We start from the raw sequence: 6,623 nt of genomic DNA on the forward strand, positions 1-6,623 counted from the left end.
GCCGCAAGCTTCTGTTTCGCTCCTGGCATCGCGGCATGCGCGAGATGGACCTGATCCTCGGCACTTTCGCCGACGCTGAGATCGGCGCCTTGACGGCTGAGGAAATCGACCAATATGAGAGGCTCCTCGACATTCCCGATACCGAATTCCTGCCCATGGTCACCGGCGAACGCCCGGTGCCGGCCGATATCGATTGTGCCGTCCTGCAAAAGATCCTGGCTTTCCGCCATTCTCTGACATTCTGAACACAAGCAATTCCAGGAAAAGCACGAAGCGGTTTTCCGTTCGGAATTGCGATAAAACAAGACCGTGATTTCATGAGCCTCATTCCCACCATCGGTCTGCCGAAAGACCGCGCCGGCCAGTTCATCGTCGACGGCGTCGCCGATGGCTACGAAGCCTTTGCGCTGGTGCAGGCGGCACTTGAGATCGCGCCGGACAAGCCGGTTCTGTTCGTCGCGCGCGACGGTCAGCGCCTGCCGGCGATCGTTGAGGCGCTGTCTTTCGCTGCCCCCGGCCTGCCGGTGCTGGAACTACCGGCGTGGGATTGTCTGCCTTACGACCGCGTTTCGCCCGGTTCGGATGCTGCCGCCAAGCGCCTCGATGCGCTGACGGCCATGATCGCGCTGGCGAAGAAGCCGCACCGCGCCGTCATCCTCACCACCGCCAATGCGCTGCTGCAACGCATTCCGCCGGCGGATCTCGTCGAGGCACAGACCTTTCATGCCAGACCCGGCAACCAGATCGACATGAATGTACTGGTGTCGCGGCTGGAAACGTCCGGTTTTGAGCGCGTGCCGACAGTGCGCGGCATCGGTGAGTTCGCAGTGCGCGGCGGCATTCTCGACCTGTTCGCGCCTGGGTGGACCGAAGCGCTCAGGCTCGACTTCTTCGGCGACACGCTGGAATCGATCCGTGTGTTCGACGCCGCCACGCAGCGCACCACCGGCCAGCGCAAGTCGATGGCGCTGCAGGCGATGAGCGAAGTGGCGCTGACGCCCGAAACCATCAGCCGTTTCCGCCGCTCCTATATCGAAGCCTTTGGCGCTCCACAGCGCGATGACGGGCTCTATGCAGCAGTCAGCGAAGGCAGGCGGTTTGCCGGAATGGAACACTGGCTGCCGTTTTTCTATGAGCGGCTGGAGACGGTGTTCGACTATCTGCCTGACACGCCTGTCATCTTCGACCATCTGGCGCATGAGGCGTTGGCCGAACGCCACACGCTGATCCTCGACCATTACGAGGCGCGCAAGAAGCAGGCGGACGGTGCCTTGAAGGACGCCGTGCCCTACAAGCCGGTCGCACCGGACCTGCTCTATCTCTCCCCGGAAAACCTGATTGCCTCGCTCGGGTCGCGTGAAGCGATCGACTTCACGCCATTCGACGCGCCCGAAGTTGGCGCCAAGAAGGTCTATCACGCCGGCTCACGCCACGGCTGCAGCTTCGTCGAGGAGCGCGCCGATCCGAACGCCAATGTGTTCGATGTCGTCGTCAAACACATCGCCGATGAGCGCGCGGCGCGCCGCCGCATTGTCATTGCCGGCTGGACCGAAGGCTCGCTCGACCGGCTTGGCCAGATCCTTGCCGAACACCATCTCGGCAATCTCAAGCAGGTGGCGACGCTGGCGGAAGCCGAAAAGCTCGAACCGGGGCAGGCGGCCCTGGCCGTACTGCCGCTCGAATCCGGCTTCGAGACCGAAAAACTGGTCGTCGTCGCCGAACAGGACATTTTGGGCGACCGGCTGATCCGGCGCTCGAAACGCAAGAAGCGTCCGTCGGATTTCATCGCCGAGGCCTCGGCGCTGTCGGCCGGCGACATCGTTGTCCATGCCGACCACGGCATTGGCCGTTTCATCGGCCTGCGCACCATCGAAGCGGTCGGCGCACCGCATGACTGCCTGGAAATCCACTATGCCGGCGACGACCGGCTGTTCCTGCCGGTGGAAAACATCGAACTCCTGTCGCGCTACGGTTCCGACACGGCCGAGGCGACGCTGGACAAGCTTGGCGGCGGCGCCTGGCAGTCGCGCAAGGCGCGACTGAAGAAGCGCCTGCTCGACATGGCCGGGCAGCTGATCCGCATCGCCGCCGAACGGCAGATGCGCTCCGCACCGCCACTGGTGCCGGCAGAAGGCCTCTATGGCGAGTTCGCGGCCCGCTTCCCCTATGAGGAGACCGACGACCAGCAGACGGCCATCGATTCGGTGCGCGACGATCTTGCTGCCGGCAAGCCGATGGACCGGCTGATTTGCGGCGATGTCGGCTTCGGCAAGACCGAAGTGGCGCTGCGCGCCGCCTTCATCGCGGCGATGGAAGGCTTTCAGGTGGCAGTTGTGGTGCCGACGACATTGTTGTCGCGCCAGCATTTCAAGACCTTTTCGCAGCGTTTCTCCGGCCTGCCGATCCGTGTCGGCCAGGCGTCGCGGCTGGTCGGCGCCAAGGAACTGGCCGAGACCAAGAAAGGCATCGCCGAGGGCCAGGTCGACATCGTCATCGGCACGCACGCGCTGCTTGGTTCCGCGATCTCGTTCAAGAACCTTGGCCTGCTGATCATCGACGAGGAGCAGCACTTTGGCGTCAAGCACAAGGAGCGGCTGAAGGATTTGAAGACCGACGTGCACGTGCTGACGCTCTCGGCGACACCGATCCCGCGCACGCTGCAACTGGCGTTGACCGGGGTGCGCGAGCTGTCGCTGATCGCCACGCCGCCGGTCGACCGAATGGCGGTGCGCACCTTCATCTCGCCGTTCGATCCGCTGGTCATCCGCGAGACGCTGCTGCGCGAGCGATATCGCGGCGGCCATTCCTTCTATGTGGTGCCGCGCATCAGCGATCTCTCGGAAATCCATGATTTCCTGAAGGAATCCGTGCCGGAGTTGAAGGTAGCGGTGGCACATGGCCAGATGCCGCCGGGCGAACTCGACGATATCATGAATGCCTTCTATGACGGCCAGTACGACGTGCTGCTGTCGACGACCATCGTCGAATCCGGTCTCGACATCCCGACCGCCAACACGCTGATCATCCATCGCGCCGACATGTTCGGCCTGTCGCAGCTTTACCAGTTACGCGGTCGCGTCGGCCGCTCGAAGGTGCGCGCCTATGCGTTGTTCACGCTGCCGGCCAACCGCAAGCTCACCGACACCGCCGAGCGCCGGCTGAAGGTGCTGCAATCGCTGGATACGCTGGGGGCCGGCTTCCAACTGGCCAGCCACGACCTCGACATCCGTGGCGCCGGCAATCTTCTTGGCGAAGAGCAGTCCGGCCACATCAAGGAGGTCGGCTTCGAGCTCTACCAGCAGATGCTGGAAGAGGCCGTCGGCGAGGTGAAGGATTCCGGCGAAGTGCAGGATGGCGGCTGGTCGCCGCAGATTGCCGTCGGCACGGCGGTGATGATCCCGGAAAGCTATGTTCCGGATTTGCAGCTCCGGCTGGCGCTCTACCGCAGGCTTGGCGATCTCGAAAACACCGAGGAAATCGACGCTTTCGGCGCCGAGCTGATCGACCGCTTCGGCCCGCTGCCGGACGAAGTCAAGCATCTGCTCAAGATCGTCTTCATCAAGGCGCTCTGCCGCAAGGCCAATGTCGAGAAGCTCGACGCCGGGCCGAAGGGCGTCGTCATCCATTTCCGCAAGCGCGAATTCTCCAACCCGGTCGGGCTCGTCCGGTTCATCGGCGAGCAGGGCTCGCTGGCCAAGATCCGGCCGGACCACAGCGTCGTCTTCGTGCGCGATTGGCCAACCCCCGAGAAGCGATTGGCGGGCTCGGCGGTCGTCATGACGCAGTTGGCGCGGCTGGTGGAGAAGGCGGCATAGCCGGCCCAGGCCATTCGCCAGCGCTTGAATTCCGGTCTAGAATAGGAAATCGGCTTCGTGTATGGAGCCGCCATCCCATATAGGGGCGGGAAATGGCAGGCGAGGGTGCTTGCCGGAAAGAGCGTTGGGTGCAGCGATGACGAAATGGTCGCCGAATTCGTGGAGAGCAAAGCCGATCAAGCAAGTTCCTGCCTATCCGGACCTTGCCGCGCTGAAGAACACGGAGGCCCAGCTCGCAACCTTTCCGCCGCTGGTTTTTGCCGGTGAGGCGCGCAAGCTGAAGAAGCAGCTCGCTTCTGTCGCCGCCGGTGACGCATTCCTCCTGCAGGGCGGCGATTGCGCCGAGAGCTTCGCCGAGCATGGCGCGGACAACATCCGCGATTTCTTCCGCGTCTTCCTGCAGATGTCCGTGGTGCTCACCTTCGCCGGCGCGCAGCCGGTGGTGAAGGTTGGCCGCGTTGCCGGCCAGTTCGCCAAGCCGCGATCGTCCGGCAACGAGACAAAGGGCGAGGTGACGCTGCCCAGCTATCGCGGCGATATCATCAACGGCATCGAATTCGACCCGAAGTCGCGCATTCCGGATCCCGCTCGCCAGGAAATGGCGTACCGCCAGTCGGCGGCGACGCTCAACCTTCTGCGCGCTTTCGCGCAAGGCGGCTATGCCAGCCTGGAGAACGTGCACCGCTGGATGCTCGGCTTCGTGTCCGACAGCCCGCAGGGCGAAAAATATGAGTCTCTCGCCAACCGCATCACCGAGACGATGGACTTCATGAAGGCCGTCGGCATCACTTCGGAAACCAACTACGCGCTGCGCGAGACGGATTTCTACACCAGCCATGAGGCGCTGCTGCTCGGCTACGAGGAGGCACTGACGCGCGTCGATTCGACCTCCGGCGACTGGTACGCCACGTCAGGCCACATGATCTGGATCGGCGACCGCACCCGCCAGCCCGATCATGCCCATGTCGAATATTGCCGTGGGATCAAGAACCCGCTCGGGCTGAAATGCGGTCCTTCGCTGACGCCGGACGGCTTGCTGGAGCTGATCGACCTCCTCAATCCCGAGAACGAGCCCGGCCGGCTGACGCTGATCGCCCGCTTCGGTTCCGACAAGGTCGCCGACCATCTGCCGAAGCTGGTTCGCGCGGTGCAGAAGGAAGGCCGCTCCGTGGTGTGGTCGTCGGACCCGATGCACGGCAACACGATCGAGGCCGCCGGCTACAAGACGCGGCCGTTCGACCGCATTCTCAAGGAGGTCCAGACCTTCTTCGAGGTGCACCGCGCCGAAGGCACGCATCCGGGCGGCATCCATGTCGAAATGACCGGCAAGAACGTCACCGAATGCACCGGTGGCGCGCGCGCCATCACCGCCGAGGAATTGCAGGACCGCTACCACACCCATTGCGATCCGCGCCTTAACGCCGACCAGGCGATCGAACTGGCCTTCCTGGTCTCGGATCTGTTGAAGAAGAGCCACCCGGTGCAGCACAAGCAGGCGGTCAACGGCTGATTTTCGCGCAGTCCGAATAAGATCCACGAAAGGGCGTCCGAGAAATCGGGCGCCTTTCGTGTCTGCGCTAGTCCAGTGTTCCCGGCACCAGCGGGCAGGGACTGTCAGTCCTTCTTGTAGAGCAGCCAGCTCTTGCCGGCCCGGCCTGCCATCGTCGAGTGCCTGGTGACCCGGTTGCGGCCGCTGACCTTGGAGCGATAGAGCGCCCGGTCGGCCTTGGTGTAGAGATCTTCGGGTCCTTCGGCTTCGGAAGCCATGCAGATGCCCATCGAGACGGTGACGGTGCCGTAATTCGTGCCGGTCTGGCTGCTGGTGAACGGCGTCTGCTCGATCAGGGCGCGAATGCGCTCCGCAACGTCATAGGTGGCGTCCTCGCTGGCGCCCTCGATGATCAGCGCGAACTCCTCGCCGCCGGTGCGGGCGACGAACATGTCGCCGCGAATGCTGGTCTGGAAAATATCGGCGATGCTCTGGATGATCTTGTCGCCGACCGGGTGGCCATAGCGGTCGTTGATATCCTTGAAGCGGTCGATGTCGACAAGAACCAGGGCGTTGAACAGGATACCCCTGTTGCTGTTGTAGATCCTGGTGATCTCCTTGTCGAAGGCGCGCCGATTCCAGATATGCGTCAAGGGATCGGTGTCGGCCAGGCGCTTGTACTCCTCAAGCTTCGACTTGACGCTTTCGAGTTCGGCCGTCTTGTCGCTGAGCGTCGAGGCCACCTGCCGGCCGTGATCGATCGTCGAATTGGTGGCAACCGCCATGGCGTTGGCGATCTTCTGCAGGAGATCCTGAGAGAGAAGGCTGCGTCCGCTGAGGCCGCTCGATGTCTCATCGAGGATCCTGCCGTATTTCTCGATGTGGCTGCGCTCGCTCCGCAGCAGCGAAGCAACCTCCTCGAGCTCCCTGGCAATGACGTCTCTGGCATGCTCGACGATGCCAGGGCCATGGTTGTGGGCAAAGAAAGTGCGCCCGATCTGGTCCAGTTCATCCTGTGTCGGCCGGCTGGCCAGCGAAACGACGGCCAGGCTGAGTTCGCGATTGGTGCCGCTCAGGGCCTCATAGAAGATCTCGTAATTGCGCGGCAGGCCGAGCACGCCCAATTGGCGCATTGTCGCGACCACAGTGGCTGCGATGTCGGTGCTTCGTTCGGTCGGGACAGCTGCCGGCTGCATCTTGGTTCTTCCCCTCGGATCCTCCGCGGAATTCGCGGTTTCCTTTGTCGCCGAGCCCTGGGGAATGCGACCGACGCTTCGAACAACTTGCGAAGGGATGCGTCCCCACCCACGGCCTTCGCT

General features: G+C 63.2%; 4 protein-coding genes. 3 read left to right on the forward strand and 1 reads right to left on the reverse strand.

What is annotated here, in order from left to right:
- From EN750_RS12920 to EN750_RS12930, 3 genes are all read left to right on the forward strand, one after another.
- Positions 1-245, forward strand: a 245-nt coding sequence (locus EN750_RS12920; RefSeq protein ID WP_145967615.1) for a succinate dehydrogenase assembly factor 2, incomplete at its 5' end; no start/stop codon positions are given.
- A gap of 72 nt (positions 246-317) precedes the next feature.
- Positions 318-3,815: a transcription-repair coupling factor gene (gene mfd, locus EN750_RS12925; RefSeq protein ID WP_127396641.1), complete on the forward strand. Its 3,498-nt coding sequence runs from the start codon at positions 318-320 to the stop codon at positions 3,813-3,815.
- 136 nt (positions 3,816-3,951) lie between these two features.
- On the forward strand, positions 3,952-5,325 hold the full coding sequence (locus EN750_RS12930) for a 3-deoxy-7-phosphoheptulonate synthase class II (protein WP_127396642.1): 1,374 nt from the start codon (positions 3,952-3,954) through the stop codon (positions 5,323-5,325).
- A 104-nt stretch (positions 5,326-5,429) separates the two neighbouring features.
- Here EN750_RS12930 and EN750_RS12935 read toward each other — a convergent pair whose 3' ends face one another.
- A complete protein-coding gene (locus EN750_RS12935) occupies positions 5,430-6,500 on the reverse strand; it encodes a diguanylate cyclase (RefSeq protein WP_127327278.1) in 1,071 nt (356 codons plus the stop codon).
- Between the last annotated feature and the right edge of the window lie 123 nt (positions 6,501-6,623).

The sequence above is a fragment of the Mesorhizobium sp. M7A.F.Ca.ET.027.03.2.1 genome (genome assembly GCF_003999175.1).
Classification (GTDB): Bacteria; Pseudomonadota; Alphaproteobacteria; order Rhizobiales; family Rhizobiaceae; genus Mesorhizobium.